Below are 15,343 nucleotides of genomic sequence, written 5' to 3' on the forward strand. Positions count from 1 at the left end.
ATGACCAAGGTACACATCATGTCCGTCGTCGGCAGCGCTGTTCCAGCCCCGCTCAGAGAGCGCGGCCTGTTGGCCTGCTGGTACCTGATTCAGGATGGCGAACCCGTCAGCGGCCCGCTCGCGTCATTGCCTGTTGCAGAGGCCCTGTCGCGGCAAATGCAGTGCCAGCCCCTCAACAGCTGACTTCTTCTGCAAACCTCGTGCGTTGCTCCGCACATCCCTTGCCCGCCTCATTGTAGGCGGGCTTTTTTTGGCGCGGAAGAAGCCGGTGACGAGACTCAGCCGCGCTCGGCCATGGCTGCGTTGACCTGACAGCGATGGGTCAGTTTCTGCAGGCGCTTCTCCAGCGCCATGAATACCACTCGATCGGTACGGCCACTGTCGAGTTCATCGATCAGGTCATTGGCGACCTGACGCAACTCGTAAGCCAGTACCACGCGGTCATCGTTCAGGTCCTGTTTATGCGACTCGAACAGGCGATGCAGGTAATCCTGCAAGGTGTATTTCAGACTATGCCGGTCACTGGCCCGCAGATGGGTCAGGTTGAGGCTGATGCGGCCCTGCAGTTCGCTCAGCTCGCCGCACAGGTACTGCATGCGCCGCGCGTAGCCCACTTCCCGGTCACGTATCTGCTTGTGCGCCAGTTCCGCTTCCTGCTTGCGCTGGATGGCCGGTACTGCCACGGCGGCCATCAGTCCGACAATCAGACCAATCGCCTGCATCCAGCCTGCCCAGTCACTCGGACGTGAGGTAAAGCCGACACCCAGCAGCAGAATGACAATCAATGACGCGATGATCACCAGTACTGCGTAATCCTTGCTGACAAACCCCTTGAGCATTGCATGACTCCTGAATCAGTGACCTGAATGGCATGGAATGCTAATCGGTGCGGGCCTTGCGCACCACGAATATTCAATTGGGATGCGGTTTTTGGCAGGTTCAAGAGCAGAAAGCGACTTAACAGCAACTTAATGAACCATCGATTGCGTCATTTATTGCTCAAACGCCCAGCCCAGCCCATCGACATACAGCAAAGTCTGCTCATAAAATGCAGCGTTTTGACGCGATCCCTTCCATTTACCACCTTTTATCGAGTGAGCCTTGCTCTTGAAAATCCGTCTGTCTCTTTTGGGCCTATTATTTGTACTTACCGGCCCGGTGCTTTCTACCCCTACGCTGGCAAACGAACCTTCGGTTCTGAACCGTGATCCTTCCAACCTGCACCTCGCCTCAGGCAGCGCAATGGTCATCGACCTGCAGACCGACAAGGTGCTGTACTCCAGCAACCCGGATGTGATTGTGCCGATTGCCTCGGTCACCAAGCTGATGACCGCGATGGTCGTGCTGGATGCCAAGCAGCCGATGGACGAAGTCATTCCGGTGAACATTTCCCAGACACCGGAAATGAAAGGCGTGTTCTCCCGAGTCAAACTCGGCAGTGAAATGAACCGCCGCGACATGTTGCTGATCACCCTGATGTCGTCGGAAAACCGCGCGGCAGCCAGTCTGGCGCACAGCTATCCGGGCGGCTATCCGGCGTTCATTCTGGCGATGAACGCCAAGGCCAAGGCGCTGGGCATGAAGCACACGGCTTACGTCGAACCTACCGGTCTGTCGGTGTACAACGTATCGACTGCGCGTGACCTCACCAAGCTGGTGATGGCAGCGCGCAAATACCCGCTGCTCAGTGAACTGAGCACCACCGAGCAGAAGACCGTGACCTTCCGCAAACCGACCTACACCCTCGGTTTCAGCAACACCGATCATCTGGTGCGCAAGGACAATTGGGACATCAAGCTGACCAAGACCGGCTTTACCAATCAGGCCGGTCACTGCCTGGTGCTGCTGACCAGTATGGCCAACCGCCCGGTTTCAGTGGTGATTCTCGATGCTTTCGGCAAATACACGCACTTCGCCGATGCCAGCCGCATACGCAAGTGGATGGAAACCGGCCAGAGTGGCCCGGCCCCGGAAGTGGCTCTGCAGTACAAGAAGGAAAAGAATCTGGTCATGAGACAGACCGGTATTCAAGCCAAAGACTGATTGACGCAGGCAACGAGAAACGGTCGCGATGCTTGCACATCGCGACCGTTTTTATTTACCCGCGCGACACTCAGTTGTATTGAGTGACCAGCTTGGTATTCAGGTAGGCCTCAATGGCCTCGGTGCCGCCTTCGGAGCCGTAACCGGAATCCTTGATACCGCCGAACGGCACTTCCGGCAAGCCGATGCCCTGATGGTTGATCGACAGCATGCCCGCTTCGATATAGGTGCTCAGTGCCTGAGTGGTCTTCATCGACGTGGTGAATGCGTAGGATGCCAGCCCGAACGGCACTCGGTTGGATTCGGCAATCGCCTCCTCTACCGTGTCGAACGGAACCAGCAGCGCGACAGGGCCGAAAGGCTCCTCATTCATGATGCGCATTTGCGGTTTCAGACCGCTCAACACGGTCGGTTCGAAGAAATAGCCCGGCCCTTCGACAGACTTGCCGCCGGCAGCCAGTGTCGCGCCGCCACGCACTGCGTCATCGATCAGATCGACCAGCGCAGGAATACGTCGATCATTGGCCACCGGGCCCATGGTGGTGCCCGCCTCCAGACCATTGCCGACCTTGATCTCGCGGGTCAGACCGACGAATTTCTCGGTGAACGCATCCAGTACTTTGCGCTGCACCAGAATCCGCGTGGGCGACACGCAGACCTGCCCGGCGTTACGGAACTTGGCGGTGGCCAGTACGCGAGCGGCGAGGTCGATATCCGCATCGTCGAACACCAGCGCCGGTGCATGACCACCCAATTCCATGGTCGCCCGCTTCATGTGCTTGCCAGCCAGTGCGGCCAGTTGTTTGCCGACCGGGGTGGAGCCGGTGAACGTGACCTTGCGAATGACCGGATGCGGAATCAGGTAACCGGAGATTTCTGCCGGATCACCGTAAACCAGGCCAATGACGCCGGCTGGAACACCGGCATCGGCGAAGGCGCGAATCAATTCGGCAGGCGACGCTGGCGTTTCTTCCGGGGCCTTGACGATGATCGAGCAGCCCGCAGCCAGCGCCGAGGACAACTTGCGCACCACCTGGTTGATCGGGAAATTCCACGGTGTGAATGCGGCGACCGGGCCGACCGGCTCCTTGATGACTTTCTGCTCGATGGACACGCCACGCGATGGCACGATACGGCCATAGCTGCGACGCCCTTCCTCAGCCAGCCAGTCGATGATGTCAGCCGCCGACAGGGTTTCCATGCGCGCTTCGGCGAGTGGCTTGCCCTGCTCCTGCGTCATGATTCGAGCGATGCTGTCCGCGCGCTCACGAATCAGGTTCGCCGCTTTCTGCATCAGCTTGTAGCGATCATAAGCCGAGGTCGCGCGCCAGGTGGCAAAGCCACGCTCGGCCGCCGCCAGCGCTTCGTCAAGGTCGGCAATACCGGCATGCGCCACAGTGCCCAGCGCCTCGCCCGTCGCCGGGTTGATGACCGACAGGGTGCGATTGTCGCGGCTCGAGCGCCACTGGCCATCGATATAAAGCTGTACGTCTGGATACATGAAAGTTTTCTCCATAAGTCGCTGAAAGGAACGCTGTGGCCGATGCATCAGACTCGCTGATCAGCGCCAGCCATCGGCAAAGGTGCGTCGAGATCGTGATTGCCGCCCATGGCCTCGTACTTCTTGCGCAAGGCCCTGAGGTCTTTTTGAGTGAAGTCGTCGAGGTTCAGCAACGAGTTCTGCGCATCCTTGGTGACGCGCAATAGCTCGTCGATTTTCAGGTGCAAAACATCGTTGTCGCGGTTCTGCGTATTCTGGATCAGAAAGACCATCAGGAAGGTAATGATGGTCGTCGAGGTATTGATGATCAACTGCCAGGTATCGTTATAGTGAAACCATGGGCCTGTGAAAGCCCAGAGGCAGATCAGTACGACGGCTGATGCAAAGGTGGACGGGCTGCCTGCCCATTTTGAAAGAGACTGTGAAAACCTGGAGAACTTCATTAATGACTGCCTGAACACGGGGTGTGTTACATGGACACCGGCAGCGCCTTGAAATTTCTTGCAACAGTTTGGTCTGTCCAGCCCGACGACAGTTTCAAGGCCATAGCGGTGCACCGGAAAGAGCGTGCAAAACACAAACGGCGCCTGTGAGGGCGCCGTTTCGGCTGCACAAGACTGCGTTTACAGAATCGGCTTGCCGCCGGTCACGGCATAGCGCGAGCCGGAGATGTAACTGGCTTCGTCCGAGGCCAGCAGCACATAGATCGGCGAAACTTCCACAGGCTGCCCTGGGCGCCCCAGCGGTGTCTCGCTGCCGAAGCTTTTCACGTCTTCGTCGGTCATGGTCGCCGGGATCAGCGGCGTCCAGATCGGACCGGGAGCAACGCTGTTGACGCGGATGCCCTTGTCGCCCAACAACTGCGCCAGACCGCCGGTGAAGTTGGCAATCGCACCCTTGGTGGTCGCATACGCCAGCAGCGTCGGCTTGGGCATGTCCGAATTGACCGAACTGGTATTGATGATCGAGCCGCCCCGCGGCATATGTGGAACCGCAGCCTTGCAGATACGAAACATCGCCGTGATGTTGATATCGAAAGTCTTGACCCACTCTTCGTCGGAGATGTCGTCCAGCGTTTCATGGGTCATCTGGAATGCAGCGTTGTTGACCAGCACATCGATGCGACCAAATTCTGCAACGGTCTTGCTCACGATGTCTTCGCATTGCTGCTTCTGCGCCAGGTCGCCCGGCAACAGCAGGCATTTGCGACCCGCCTCCTCGACCCAGCGCTTGGTTTCTTGCGCGTCCTCATGCTCGTTCAAGTATGAGATCGCGACCTGCGCGCCTTCACGTGCGAAGGCGATCGCGACGGCGCGGCCGATGCCGCTGTCAGCGCCGGTGATCAGAGCAATCTTGCCCTGCAGACGTCCGGAGCCCTTGTAGCTTTTTTCACCGCAATCGGGATAGGGATCCATCTTGCCCTGCATGCCTGGAACGTCCTGCGGCTGACTGGCAAATGGCGGCTTTGGGTATTCTTCGTTCATTTGAATAAATCTCGCTGAATAAAATGTTCTGCCTGAAGCGCTTACGCCCTTATCGATCGCCTGTGGCAAATACGACAAGGGCTGTCAGGCAAGGGGCCTGGTCAATTGCGCTGATCACGCACCTGGCTTGAGCACGACCTTGGTCCAGCCTTCATCACGCGCGTCGAAATGCTTGTAGGCGTCAGGGCCTTCTTCAAGCTTCAGACGATGGGAAATGATCTGCGACGGCTTGGCGCGCCCGTGGTGGATCAGTTCGGCGAGGCGACGGTTGTAAGCCTTGACGTTGGCCTGGCCAGTGCGGATCTGCTGGCCCTTGAACCAGAACGAACCGAAGTCGAAGGCCATCTTGCCTTCCTTCGCGAGGTCGCTTTTGGCACCCGGATCCTGTGGCACGAAAACGCCCACGACACCGATGCCGCCAGTCGCCTTGGTCGAAGCAACCAGGTTGTTCATGGTGACGTGGTTGGCCTCGTGACCATGACGGTCGCAGCACTGATAACCGACGCACTCGCAGCCTCGGTCGGTGCCTTTGCCATCGGTCAGGTTGAGGATCTGATCCACTGCGCCCTGCTCGAGCGAGTTGATCGGCGTCGCGCCCATCTTCGCAGCGAGTGCCAGACGATCAGGATGATTGTCGACCACGAACACTTGCGAGGCGCCCTTGATCATCGCCGAGTGGGCAGCCATCAGGCCGACCGGGCCGGCGCCATAGATGGCAACGCTTTCGCCAGGAAGCAGACCGGCCAGCTCGGTGGCATGCCAACCGGTAGGAAAGATGTCCGAGAGCATGACGTAATCTTCTTCACGCTCGGCGGCATCTTCAGGCAACAACAGGCAGTTGAAGTCGGCATACGGCACGCGCAACAGTTCAGCCTGGCCGCCTTCATGATCGCCCATGTCGGCAAAACCGTAGGCCGCGCCCGCGCTGCCAGGGTTGGCGGTCAGGCAATAACCGGTCAGGCCCTTCTCACAGTTTTCGCAGAAACCGCAGCCAATGTTGAACGGCAGGCACACCCAGTCACCCACTTTGATGCGGTCGACGCCGGCACCGACTTCAATCACCTGGCCGAGATTCTCATGACCGAAAATGCGCCCGGTCTCGAAGGACGTGCGGCCTTCGTACATGTGCAGGTCCGAGCCACAGATATTGGTGGAGGTCACTCGGACAAGCGCATCTGTCGGCTTCTGAATCTTCGCATCCGGTACGTTTTTGACACTGACGTCACGCGGACCGCTATAGACGATGGCTTTCATGTTCGGAGTCTCCTCAGTAAAAAATTCGATAGGGCCTTTCAGGGCTCACCGAATATCTGTCACAACCAGAGGACGCCTGTTCAAAGCGATTGCCTTCGCACCTGACGAATGGTCATCAATGAGCGCGAGCCAGAGCTGTGCGTGCGCATCGATCCAGGGAAATAAGGTGAACCCAGGGCGCGATATTCGCCGCAAATAAAGGATTTGCATGCATGATCTTATGGTATACCATCAGACGAAATACAAAAGCACTTGCTCCGGGAGTCGTTCATGAGCTTTGAAATTCGCAAGATCGTCACGTACACCGAAGAAACCTTTATCGAGGGCGGCAAGGCTACCGACAAGCCGGTCACCATGATCGGGCTGGCCGCAGTGATCAAGAACCCCTGGCTGGGCCGTGGTTTCGTCGAGGATCTGAAACCGGAGATTCGTGCCAGCTGCTCCGCACTGGGCGAGCTGATGGTCAAACGCCTTACCGACGCGATTGGCGGCGCGGATAAAATCGAGGCCTACGGCAAGGCTGCCGTGGTCGGGGCGGAAGGCGAAATCGAACACGCTTCGGCAGTCATCCATACCCTGCGCTTTGGCAACCACTACCGTGAGGCAGTCAAGGCCAAGAGCTACCTGAGCTTCACCAACAAACGCGGCGGCCCGGGTACGTCGATCCAGATTCCGATGATGCACAAGGACGATGAAGGGTTGCGCTCGCACTACATCACCTTGGAAATGCACATCGAAGATTCGCCCCGTGCCGACGAAATCATCGTAGTCCTTGGTGCCGCCAATGGTGGACGCCTGCACCCGCGAATCGGCAATCGTTACATCGACCTGGAAGAGCTGGCTGCCGAACAGGCTCAGTAACTTGTGAAGGGCCCGTTGCCCGACCACCTTTGTCATCTGCGCAGGAGCGATCCATGATTCAGCTCACCGCTGAACACACCCCGGCGGGTACCAGCTATCTGGCTACCGGCCAAGGTCACCCCGTGGTGTTGATTCACGGGGTGGGCCTGAACAAGGAAATGTGGGGCGGCCAGATCGTCGGGCTGGCTGCGCATTACCAGGTCATCGCCTACGACATGCTCGGCCACGGTGCCAGCCCCCGCCCCGACCCGGACACGGGACTGCCGGGCTATGCCGAACAGTTGCACGAGTTACTGACGCATCTGCAACTGCCACAGGCGGCGGTCGTCGGTTTCTCGATGGGCGGCCTGGTGGCGCGTGCATTCGCGCTGGAGTTCCCCCAGCAGCTATCGGGGCTGGTAGTGCTTAACAGTGTCTTCAATCGCAGCGCGGAACAGCGTGCAAGCGTGATTGCGCGTACCAGTCAGGCTGCCGAGCATGGCCCGGACGCCAACGCTGGCGAAGCGCTGTCACGCTGGTTCAGCCGTGAGTATCAGGCAGCCAATCCGGCGCAGATTGCGGCCATTCGACACAACCTGGCCAGCAATGATCCGCAGGGTTACCTGACCACGTACAAGCTGTTCGCCACTCAGGATATGTACCGCGCCGACGATCTGGGCGATATTCGCGCACCGACGTTGATCGCCACGGGCGAACTCGATCCAGGATCGACGCCCGGAATGGCCAGGGAACTGGCTGCGCGCATCCCCGGTGCCGATGTCGCGATATTGCTCGATCAACGCCATATGATGCCGGTTGAATCGCCACGTCTGGTCAACCAGATGTTGCTCGGTTTCTTCGAAAAGATCGGCCTCGACAAACCGGCGTCCGGTCACCATTCGATCAAGGGGATTGTTGCATGAGCCTTACCCGCTTTCAGATGTGCATCGACGGCCAGTGGGTCGATGCGCTGTCCGGCAAGACTTTCGACAGCCTCGACCCGGCGCTGGCCGAACCCTGGGCGCAACTGCCGGATGCAGACGAAGCCGATGTCGAACGGGCGGTTCAGGCCGCCCAGAAAGCGTTCGAGGGTCAGGCCTGGCGTGGCCTTACTGCCACGGCACGCGGCAAGCTGCTGCGCAAGCTGGGCGACCTGATTGCAGAAAACAAAGAGCAACTGGCGCAGCTGGAAAGCCGCGACAACGGCAAACTGATCCGCGAGACTCGCGGCCAGGTCGGCTATCTGCCGGAGTTCTTTCATTACACCGCAGGGCTCGCTGACAAACTCGAAGGCGGCACCCTGCCCCTCGACAAGCCGGACCTGTTCGCCTACACCGTGCACGAACCGATGGGCGTGGTGGCCGGGATCATTCCCTGGAACAGCCCGTTGTACCTGACCGCCATCAAGCTGGCCCCGGCACTGGCGGCTGGTAACACCATCGTCCTCAAACCCTCGGAACACGCCTCGGCCACGGTGCTCGAACTGGCGCGTCTGGCACTTGAAGCCGGCATTCCGCCCGGCGTGGTCAACGTCATCACCGGCTACGGCCCCACCACTGGCGCAGCCCTCACCCGCCATCCGCTGGTGCGCAAGATAGCCTTCACCGGTGGCGTGGCCACTGCGCGTCATGTGGTGCGCAGCAGTGCGGAGAACTTTGCCAAACTGTCGCTGGAACTGGGCGGCAAATCACCGAATATCATCTTCGCCGACGCCGACCTGGACAGCGCCATCAATGGCGCCGTCGCCGGCATCTATGCGGCGTCCGGGCAAAGCTGTGTTTCCGGCTCGCGACTGCTGGTGCAGGACGAAATCTATGACCAGTTCGTCGAACGCCTGGCCGAGCGCGCCAGCCGGATCCGCATCGGCAATCCGCAGGATGAAGACACCGAAATGGGCCCGATGGCCACCGCCCAGCAACTGGCCGTGGTAGAAGGCCTGGTGGCCGACGCGCTGGCCGAAGGTGCACGCCTGCGTCTGGGCGGCAAGCGTCCGGTACTGGACAGCAAAGGCTGGTTCTATGAACCTACGTTGTTCGAGTGCGACCACAATTCGATGAAGATCATGCAGGAAGAAGTGTTCGGCCCGGTCGCATCGGTAATTCGTTTCAAGGACGAAGCCGAAGCGCTGGCCATCGCCAACGACTCCCAGTTCGGTCTCGCCGCCGGAATCTGGACCCGCGACCTTGGCCGCGCGCACCGGCTGGCGCGGGATATTCGCTCAGGTATCATCTGGGTCAATACGTATCGAGCCGTGTCGGCCATGGCGCCTATCGGCGGTTTCAAAAATAGCGGCTACGGTCGCGAGAGCGGGATAGACTCCGTGCTGGCCTACACCGAGCTGAAAACGGTGTGGATCAACCTTTCGCAGGCGCCCATGCCTGATCCATTTGTCATGCGTTAAAGAGGCCGCTGCGATGATAGAACCCGGTATTTACAAAGAAGTCATGGCGTCATTCCCTTCGGGCGTGACGATCGTCACCACCCTGGACCCGGAGGGCAATCTGGTCGGAATCACCGCCAGCGCATTCAGTGCGCTGTCCATCGACCCGGCACTGGTGCTGTTCTGCCCCAACTATGCATCGGACACTTATCCGGTGTTGCGTGACAGCAAAAAGTTCGCGATTCACCTGCTGTCTGCCGATCAGCAGACAGAAGCCTATGCCTTCGCCAGCAAGGGCAAGGACAAGACCAAGGGCATCGAGTGGCAGTTGAGCGAGCTGGGCAACCCGCTGCTGAGCAACGCTACGGCGATCATCGAGTGTGAGCTGTGGCGCGAATACGACGGCGGCGATCACGCGATCATTGTCGGCGAGGTGAAAAACCTGATCCTGCCCGCGACACCGGTCACACCAATGGTCTATCACCGCGGCAAGATGGGCGCACTGCCGGCCATCGTCTGAGGCTGCGCAGGGCGGTTTTGGTGGTTGCAGGCATGGGCGTGATAAACTCGGCCGCGACCCGGGTTCATCCGTCCGGGCCATGCAGCAGCCCGCACAGTTTGCGGGCTGCCGACATGAGCGAGACTTTATTTCCAGTCACGTTTTTACTTTGACAGCCCCATTCCGAGCACACCCGATGAAACGCCTGCCTCTCGACGACACCTTCAAGGTCAACCGCAACCCCGTCACGCTGCGCGAGATCGTGCTGGACAAGCTGCGCAGCGCAATCATGAACTTTCAGCTGCTGCCGGGGGATCGTCTGGTCGAGCGTGATCTGTGTGACCGCCTCGGCGTGAGCCGTACCTCGGTGCGCGAAGCCCTGCGCCATCTGGAATCCGAAGGTCTGGTCGAGTTCGCCGATGCCAAGGGCCCGCGTGTTGCAATCATCACGCTGGCTGACGCATGTGACATCTACGAACTGCGTTGCGTGCTGGAAGGCCTGATCGTTCAGCTGTTCACCCTGCGGGCCAAACCCAAGGACATTCGCGCACTGGAAAAAGCCCTGGAGGAAAATCGTCAGGCGCTCAAGGAAGGCGAGCTGCAGCAGGTGATCGACTCGGTCCAGGGTTTCTACGATGTATTGCTGGAAGGCTCGGGCAATCATGTGGCCGCGACCCAGCTACGCCAGTTGCAGGCGCGCATCAGCTACCTGCGCGCCACCTCGGTATCCCAGGAAAACCGCCGCGGTGCCAGCAACAAGGAAATGGAGCTTATGGTCGAAGCCATCAAGAGCGGCGACCCGCTGGCCGCACACCAGGCATCGGTCGATCACGTACGCAACGCCGCACGCGTGGCGCTGGAATACCTCAAATCCAAACAGGACGAAGACAGCAAAGTCCGCGACATCGTCGCCCCCGTCGCCCTTAAAGAACCTCGCATAGGTCGCTGAAATGACCACGCCGCGCTTCTGCCCACAATGCGGTAGCGCTGATCTGGCTCAGCGTGTCCCGTCGGGCGATACGCACCTGCGGCTGGTCTGTGGCGGCTGTCAGTACATTCACTACGTCAACCCGAAGATCATCGCGGGTTGCATCATCGAACAGGAAGGCAGGTACCTGCTCTGCCAGCGCGCCATCCCGCCGCGCCCAGGCACCTGGACACTGCCCGCCGGTTTCATGGAAAGCGGCGAAACCACCGAGCAGGCGGCGCTGCGTGAAGTCTGGGAAGAAACCGGTGTGCGCGCCGAGATCCTTTCGCCCTACTCCATTTTCAGCGTGCCGCGTATCAGCGAAGTCTACATCGTGTTCCGCGCCATCGCGCTGGAGGTCACCGGCCAGTTCGGCCCGGAAACCCTGGACTACAGATTCTTCGCTCCCGAAGACATCCCGTGGGACAGCATCTATTACCCCGCCATCCGCCAGATACTGGAACGCTATATCGAAGAGCGTCAGGCGGGTGTCTACGGCATTTATATCGGCAACGACGACACCGGCAAGGTGCACTTTATCCGCTGAAAGCAGTTAGCGAGCCGCAAACGAAGCAGTCACAGGCGTGGTGGATTCCGCTTCTGGCTTGATCAAGCGAACGCTTAAAACTGCCCCTCGACGATCACGATCTCGGCTTCCGAAGCGCCCTGCCTGTGGCTCATCGCATGCTGATACTCGGTCGACCGATAACAGGCCACCGCCTTTTCGTAGGATTCAAATTCGATAATCACCGTGCGTTGCGGCGTGTCACGCCCTTCCAGCGCCTCGGAACGCCCTCCGCGCGCGAGGAACCTGCCACCGAACAGCTCGAAAGCCGCAGGGGCGCGCTGGGTGTATTCGCTGTACTGCTGGGGGTCGGTCACATCAACGTGTGCAATCCAATAGGCTTTCATCGCGATCTCACTGTTTCATTGATAGGCAATCTGTGAAATATTCTGTCTTATGGTATACCACGATTCATCCACCCATAAAACCGGGAACTGACTATGGCGTTCGATCGCATCGAAGACATCATTGAAGACTACCGCCAGGGCAAGATGGTGTTGCTGGTCGACGATGAAGACCGGGAAAACGAAGGGGACTTGCTGCTGGCCGCCGACTGCTGTTCGCCACAGGCAATCAGCTTCATGGCCCGCGAGGCGCGCGGTCTGATCTGCCTGACGTTGACCGACGAGCACTGTCAGCGTCTGGGCCTGGAGCAGATGGTGCCCAGTAACGGCAGTGTATTCGCCACCGCGTTCACGGTGTCCATCGAAGCGACCACGGGGGTGACGACGGGCATCAGCGCGGCAGATCGTGCGCGTACCGTTCAGGCCGCCGTCAACCCGCAGGCAGTACCGGAAGATCTGGTGCAGCCGGGCCATATCTTTCCACTGCGCGCCCGTGACGGCGGCGTGCTGACCCGCGCCGGGCATACCGAAGCGGGCTGCGACCTGGCCCGGCTGGCCGGCTTCACGCCAGCGTCGGTCATCGTTGAAGTCATGAATGATGACGGCAGCATGGCCAGAAGACCCGACCTGGAAGTGTTCGCCAAAAAGCACGGCATTCGTATCGGCACCATCGCCGACCTGATCCATTACCGCCTGAGCACCGAACACACCATCGTCAGAATTGGCGAGCGTGAACTGCCGACCGTGCACGGCACCTTCCGTCTGTTCAGCTACGAAGACCGCATCGAAGGTGGCGTGCACATGGCCATGGTGATGGGCGACATCCGTCGCGACGCCGCCACACTGGTGCGCGTGCATGTTGTCGACCCGCTGCGCGACCTGGTCGGTGCCGAATACAACGGCCCTGCAAACTGGACGCTCTGGGCTGCCCTGCAACGTGTCGCGCAGGAAGGTCACGGTGTGGTGGTGGTGCTGGCCAATCACGAATCGTCCCAGGCGCTGCTGGAGCGCATTCCGCAGCTCACCCAGCCGCCCCGCCAATACACCCGCTCGCAATCACGCATTTATTCGGAGGTCGGTACGGGCGCACAGATCTTGCAGGACCTGGGCGTCGGCAAGCTACGTCACCTCGGCCCGCCGCTGAAATACGCAGGGCTGACCGGCTACGATCTGGAAGTGATTGAAAGTATTCCGTTTACCGGCTGACCAGGCAAACGCTCAGCGCGCGAGCCCGGTAATCCGCCGCCTGCACCCACAGGCGCTGACCAGAAAACCCACCGTGAAGGCGTTTTGACAGGGCAAAACGCTTGCAGAAAGTTTGGAATACCATAATATGACATTCCATAAATACAAGAATTGGTCAGACGCGCCCTACAAGGGACAGCACTAATAACAGCACCTGACCTGTACAAGGTTTCAAGGCCCATTGGACCTACTGCTCCCGATTACGCGGGCAAGAAAAGCCCGCTCAAAACACAACAAATGAGGGCGTAAAAATGGTGTTGAACAAACGTGCAACAGCAGTCCTGGCGGCCGGCGTGCTGGCTTTTTCGAGTGTCGCCGCCATTGCCGCCGAGAGCGTCAATTTCGTCAGCTGGGGCGGCTCCACGCAAGACTTCCAGAAGGAGGCCTGGGCGGCTCCATTCAGCAAGGCCAGCGGCATCACCGTCGTGCAGGACGGTCCTACCGACTACGGCAAACTCAAGGCTATGGTCGAAAGCGGTAACGTGCAGTGGGACGTTGTCGATGTCGAAGCCGACTTCGCCCTGCGCGCCGCCAGCGAAGGCCTGCTGGAGCCTCTGGACTTCACCGCCATCAAACGCGACGAGATCGACAAACGCTTCGTGACTGACCACGGCGCCGGTTCGTTCTTCTTCTCCTTCGTGCTCGGCTACAACGAAAGCAAAGTGGGCGCCAAGGCGCCTGTGGACTGGTCCGCGATGTTCGACACCAAGACCTACCCGGGCAAACGCGCGCTGTACAAGTGGCCAAGCCCCGGCGTGCTGGAACTGGCCCTGCTGGCCGATGGTGTAGCGCCCGACAAGCTTTACCCGCTGGACCTCGACCGCGCCTTCAAGAAACTCGACACCATCAAGAAGGACATTGTCTGGTGGGGCGGCGGTGCGCAGTCCCAGCAACTGCTGGCTTCCGGCGAAGTATCGATGGGGCAGATGTGGAACGGGCGGGTCTACGCCCTGCAACAGGATGGCGCCCCAGTGGGGGTGAGCTGGAAGCAGAACCTGGTCATGGCTGATTTTCTGGTCGTCCCCAAGGGCGCGAAAAACAAGGACGCCGCGATGAAATTCATCGCCAACGCGACCAGCGCCAAAGGTCAGGCAGACTTCTCCAACCTCAGTGCCTATGCCCCGGTCAATACCCAGAGCGTTGCGCGCCTGGACTCTACGCTGGCACCTAACCTGCCGACCGCTCACGTTGCCGATCAAATCACTCTCGACTTCGCATACTGGGCCAAGAACGGCGCTGATATCGCGACACGGTGGAACGAATGGCTGGTCAAGTAAAAATGACAGCGGTTGCTCCTCGTCAATCCATGCCGGCCGGGGGTGCTTCCAGCACCGCTGGCGCGGCCAGCCAGAAGGCGCCGGGCATGCAGCCATCCCCTTCCCTCGCACAGCGCTGGCGCTGCAGCCGTAATCTGCTTCCGGCCCTGATCTTCCTCGGACTGTTCTTCTTCGCGCCGCTGATCGCCCTGCTGCTGCGCGGCGTGCTTGAACCGGTGCCGGGCCTTGGCAACTATGAGCAACTGTTTGCCAACTCGGCCTACTCGCGGGTGCTGCTCAATACCTTTTCCGTAGCCGGTCTGGTGACGCTGTTCAGCCTGCTGCTGGGCTTCCCGCTCGCCTGGGTGATCACCCTGGTGCCGCGCGGCTGGGGACGCTGGATTCTCAATATCGTGCTGCTGTCGATGTGGACCAGCCTGCTGGCCAGAACCTATTCCTGGCTGGTGCTGTTGCAGGCCTCCGGAGTTGTCAACAAGGCCTTGATGGCCATGGGCATCATCGATCAGCCGCTGGAAATGGTGCATAACCTGACCGGTGTGGTAATCGGCATGAGCTACATCATGATTCCGTTCATCGTCCTGCCGTTGCAGGCGACCATGCAGGCCATCGATCCCATGGTGCTGCAGGCGGGTTCGATCTGCGGGGCCAGCCCGTGGAGCAATTTCTTCAGAGTGTTTCTGCCACTGTGCCGCCCGGGGCTGTTTTCCGGAGGCCTGATGGTGTTTGTCATGTCGCTCGGTTACTACGTCACCCCGGCCCTGCTCGGTGGCGCGCAGAACATGATGCTGCCCGAATTCATCGTCCAGCAGGTGCAGTCGTTCCTCAACTGGGGGCTGGCCAGTGCCGCCGCTGCGTTGCTGGTGCTGATCACGCTGGTGCTGTTCTACTTCTACCTGAAGCTCCAGCCGGAATCACCGGTCGGCGCCAGCAACGCGAGGTAAACC

17 protein-coding genes are annotated in these 15,343 nt (G+C 59.8%); 11 read left to right on the forward strand and 6 right to left on the reverse strand.

The genetic code is table 11. The annotated features are described in order from the left end of the window. Nucleotides 1-183: a hypothetical protein gene (locus JOE33_RS02165; RefSeq protein ID WP_016982074.1), complete on the forward strand. Its 183-nt coding sequence runs from the start codon at nt 1-3 to the stop codon at nt 181-183. A gap of 95 nt (nt 184-278) precedes the next feature. On the opposite strand, the gene JOE33_RS02170 is transcribed toward JOE33_RS02165, so the two are convergent. Further along, nucleotides 279-839, reverse strand: coding sequence for a hypothetical protein (locus tag JOE33_RS02170; RefSeq protein ID WP_010429975.1), 561 nt, complete (start codon nt 837-839; stop codon nt 279-281). A gap of 262 nt (nt 840-1,101) precedes the next feature. On the opposite strand from JOE33_RS02170, the gene pbpG reads away from it, so the two are divergent. Further along, on the forward strand, nt 1,102-2,043 hold the full coding sequence (pbpG, locus tag JOE33_RS02175; protein WP_025990908.1) for a D-alanyl-D-alanine endopeptidase: 942 nt from the start codon (nt 1,102-1,104) through the stop codon (nt 2,041-2,043). 70 nt (nt 2,044-2,113) lie between these two features. Here pbpG and JOE33_RS02180 read toward each other — a convergent pair whose 3' ends face one another. The 4 genes from JOE33_RS02180 to JOE33_RS02195 form a co-directional block, all read right to left on the reverse strand. Further along, the gene (locus JOE33_RS02180) at nt 2,114-3,544 is read right to left on the reverse strand and encodes an NAD-dependent succinate-semialdehyde dehydrogenase (protein ID WP_187625882.1); all 1,431 of its coding nucleotides are present in this window, start codon (nt 3,542-3,544) and stop codon (nt 2,114-2,116) included. Nucleotides 3,545-3,591: 47 nt separating this feature from the next. Then, nucleotides 3,592-3,987: a low affinity iron permease family protein gene (locus tag JOE33_RS02185; protein ID WP_010429972.1), complete on the reverse strand. Its 396-nt coding sequence runs from the start codon at nt 3,985-3,987 to the stop codon at nt 3,592-3,594. Between the two features lie 180 nt (nt 3,988-4,167). Beyond that, nucleotides 4,168-5,028 carry an SDR family oxidoreductase gene (locus JOE33_RS02190; RefSeq protein WP_010429971.1) on the reverse strand — a complete coding sequence of 287 codons (861 nt, stop codon included), beginning with the start codon at nt 5,026-5,028 and terminating at the stop codon, nt 4,168-4,170. A 114-nt stretch (nt 5,029-5,142) separates the two neighbouring features. Further along, the gene (locus JOE33_RS02195) at nt 5,143-6,282 is read right to left on the reverse strand and encodes a glutathione-independent formaldehyde dehydrogenase (protein WP_003405501.1); all 1,140 of its coding nucleotides are present in this window, start codon (nt 6,280-6,282) and stop codon (nt 5,143-5,145) included. Nucleotides 6,283-6,552: 270 nt separating this feature from the next. On the opposite strand from JOE33_RS02195, the gene JOE33_RS02200 reads away from it, so the two are divergent. The 6 genes from JOE33_RS02200 to JOE33_RS02225 all read left to right on the forward strand — a co-directional run bounded on the left by JOE33_RS02200 (nt 6,553) and on the right by JOE33_RS02225 (nt 11,515). After that, entirely contained in the window at nt 6,553-7,143 is a 591-nt protein-coding gene (locus JOE33_RS02200; RefSeq protein ID WP_032613966.1) for an amino acid synthesis family protein, read from the forward strand. Nucleotides 7,144-7,196: 53 nt separating this feature from the next. Continuing rightward, on the forward strand, nt 7,197-8,045 hold the full coding sequence (locus JOE33_RS02205; protein WP_054992863.1) for an alpha/beta fold hydrolase: 849 nt from the start codon (nt 7,197-7,199) through the stop codon (nt 8,043-8,045). Continuing rightward, the gene (locus tag JOE33_RS02210; protein WP_122693926.1) at nt 8,042-9,523 is read left to right on the forward strand and encodes an aldehyde dehydrogenase; all 1,482 of its coding nucleotides are present in this window, start codon (nt 8,042-8,044) and stop codon (nt 9,521-9,523) included. The genes JOE33_RS02205 and JOE33_RS02210 overlap by 4 nt, the downstream gene beginning before the upstream one ends. Nucleotides 9,524-9,536: 13 nt before the next feature. Beyond that, nucleotides 9,537-10,022: a flavin reductase family protein gene (locus tag JOE33_RS02215; RefSeq protein WP_010429960.1), complete on the forward strand. Its 486-nt coding sequence runs from the start codon at nt 9,537-9,539 to the stop codon at nt 10,020-10,022. Nucleotides 10,023-10,197: 175 nt separating this feature from the next. Then, a complete protein-coding gene (locus tag JOE33_RS02220; protein ID WP_003410157.1) occupies nt 10,198-10,950 on the forward strand; it encodes a GntR family transcriptional regulator in 753 nt (250 codons plus the stop codon). Between the two features lies 1 nt (nt 10,951). Then, nucleotides 10,952-11,515: an NUDIX hydrolase gene (locus JOE33_RS02225; RefSeq protein WP_122693925.1), complete on the forward strand. Its 564-nt coding sequence runs from the start codon at nt 10,952-10,954 to the stop codon at nt 11,513-11,515. Between the two features lie 74 nt (nt 11,516-11,589). Here JOE33_RS02225 and JOE33_RS02230 read toward each other — a convergent pair whose 3' ends face one another. Beyond that, nucleotides 11,590-11,880 carry a DUF1330 domain-containing protein gene (locus tag JOE33_RS02230; RefSeq protein WP_010429955.1) on the reverse strand — a complete coding sequence of 97 codons (291 nt, stop codon included), beginning with the start codon at nt 11,878-11,880 and terminating at the stop codon, nt 11,590-11,592. A gap of 93 nt (nt 11,881-11,973) precedes the next feature. Here JOE33_RS02230 and ribBA point away from each other — a divergent pair, with 93 nt between their 5' ends. From ribBA to JOE33_RS02245, 3 genes are all read left to right on the forward strand, one after another. Then, complete coding sequence (gene ribBA, locus JOE33_RS02235) at nt 11,974-13,083, forward strand: bifunctional 3,4-dihydroxy-2-butanone-4-phosphate synthase/GTP cyclohydrolase II (RefSeq protein WP_122578376.1); 1,110 nt, start codon at nt 11,974-11,976, stop codon at nt 13,081-13,083. Between the two features lie 290 nt (nt 13,084-13,373). Continuing rightward, entirely contained in the window at nt 13,374-14,399 is a 1,026-nt protein-coding gene (locus JOE33_RS02240) for an ABC transporter substrate-binding protein (RefSeq protein ID WP_032613960.1), read from the forward strand. Further along, a complete protein-coding gene (locus JOE33_RS02245) occupies nt 14,384-15,340 on the forward strand; it encodes an ABC transporter permease (protein ID WP_187625881.1) in 957 nt (318 codons plus the stop codon). The genes JOE33_RS02240 and JOE33_RS02245 overlap by 16 nt, the downstream gene beginning before the upstream one ends. Nucleotides 15,341-15,343: the final 3 nt, after the last annotated feature.

This window comes from Pseudomonas sp. PvP027, assembly GCF_017833005.1.
GTDB lineage: Bacteria > Pseudomonadota > Gammaproteobacteria > Pseudomonadales > Pseudomonadaceae > Aquipseudomonas > Aquipseudomonas congelans.

Bases quoted from the DNA above. Each gene is read 5' to 3' on its own strand.
- JOE33_RS02165 (WP_016982074.1), top strand. From the start codon at position 1: ATGACCAAGGTACACATCATGTCCGTCGTCGGCAGCGCTGTTCCAGCC.
- JOE33_RS02170 (WP_010429975.1), bottom strand. From the start codon at position 839: ATGCTCAAGGGGTTTGTCAGCAAGGATTACGCAGTACTGGTGATCATC.
- JOE33_RS02180 (WP_187625882.1), bottom strand. From the start codon at position 3,544: ATGTATCCAGACGTACAGCTTTATATCGATGGCCAGTGGCGCTCGAGC.
- JOE33_RS02185 (WP_010429972.1), bottom strand. From the start codon at position 3,987: ATGAAGTTCTCCAGGTTTTCACAGTCTCTTTCAAAATGGGCAGGCAGC.
- JOE33_RS02190 (WP_010429971.1), bottom strand. From the start codon at position 5,028: ATGAACGAAGAATACCCAAAGCCGCCATTTGCCAGTCAGCCGCAGGAC.
- JOE33_RS02195 (WP_003405501.1), bottom strand. From the start codon at position 6,282: ATGAAAGCCATCGTCTATAGCGGTCCGCGTGACGTCAGTGTCAAAAAC.
- JOE33_RS02200 (WP_032613966.1), top strand. From the start codon at position 6,553: ATGAGCTTTGAAATTCGCAAGATCGTCACGTACACCGAAGAAACCTTT.
- JOE33_RS02205 (WP_054992863.1), top strand. From the start codon at position 7,197: ATGATTCAGCTCACCGCTGAACACACCCCGGCGGGTACCAGCTATCTG.
- JOE33_RS02210 (WP_122693926.1), top strand. From the start codon at position 8,042: ATGAGCCTTACCCGCTTTCAGATGTGCATCGACGGCCAGTGGGTCGAT.
- JOE33_RS02215 (WP_010429960.1), top strand. From the start codon at position 9,537: ATGATAGAACCCGGTATTTACAAAGAAGTCATGGCGTCATTCCCTTCG.
- JOE33_RS02220 (WP_003410157.1), top strand. From the start codon at position 10,198: ATGAAACGCCTGCCTCTCGACGACACCTTCAAGGTCAACCGCAACCCC.
- JOE33_RS02225 (WP_122693925.1), top strand. From the start codon at position 10,952: ATGACCACGCCGCGCTTCTGCCCACAATGCGGTAGCGCTGATCTGGCT.
- JOE33_RS02230 (WP_010429955.1), bottom strand. From the start codon at position 11,880: ATGAAAGCCTATTGGATTGCACACGTTGATGTGACCGACCCCCAGCAG.
- ribBA (WP_122578376.1), top strand. From the start codon at position 11,974: ATGGCGTTCGATCGCATCGAAGACATCATTGAAGACTACCGCCAGGGC.
- JOE33_RS02240 (WP_032613960.1), top strand. From the start codon at position 13,374: ATGGTGTTGAACAAACGTGCAACAGCAGTCCTGGCGGCCGGCGTGCTG.
- JOE33_RS02245 (WP_187625881.1), top strand. From the start codon at position 14,384: ATGGCTGGTCAAGTAAAAATGACAGCGGTTGCTCCTCGTCAATCCATG.